This is a genomic window from Nocardioides stalactiti (assembly GCF_014180715.1).
In the GTDB taxonomy this organism is placed as follows: Bacteria; Actinomycetota; Actinomycetes; order Propionibacteriales; family Nocardioidaceae; genus Nocardioides; species Nocardioides stalactiti.
On the sequence record NZ_JACEFC010000257.1, the window covers coordinates 1 to 652 of the forward strand.

1 protein-coding gene is annotated in these 652 nt (G+C 76.5%); it reads right to left on the bottom strand.

The annotated features are described in order from the left end of the window. Positions 1-652: molybdopterin-binding protein (locus H0487_RS22795; protein WP_246384444.1), on the bottom strand; the 652-nt coding region annotated here is incomplete at both ends.

Below are 652 nucleotides of genomic sequence, written 5' to 3' on the forward strand. Positions count from 1 at the left end.
GTCGGCAGCGGCCTCGACCGGCGCGCCGAGGAGCGCGCGGGCGAACGCCTGCGGACCTCGGCCCGCGAGTCGTCGTACGGCGGGCTCGGCGAAGAGTCGGAAGGACGCGTACGCCGCCACCGGCGTGCCAGGGAGGCAGACCACCGGGACCCGTCGGTCCCCGACGGTGACGACACCGCAGCCCTGCGGACGGCCCGGCTTGACCGCGACCGGACCGAACCAGAAGTCCTCGTGGTCGCGGAAAGCCGCCTTCACCACGTCGTGGTCCCCGGCGGACACCCCGCCGGTCGTCACGATCAGGTCGGCTGCCTGCCCGACCCGCTCGATCAGCGCGACGAGCTGCTCCGGGTCGTCCGGGACCGGCGTGGTCCCGATGATCCCGGCGCCCGCTGCGACGACGGCCGCCACGATCGCGACCGAGTTGCTGTCGGGCACGTGACCGGGCAGGTCCGCGAGCGAGGCACCCGGTGCGACGAGCTCCGCACCGGTCGCGATCACCGCTACCCGTGGCCGCGGGTGCACCGACACCTCCGGCACGCCCACCGCCGCCAGCAGCGCGAGGTGCCGCGGCGCCAGGAGGGTGCCGGCGGCGACCGCGAGGTCTCCCGCCCGCAGGTCCTCGCCCGCGCGCCGGACGTGGCGACCGGCCGGC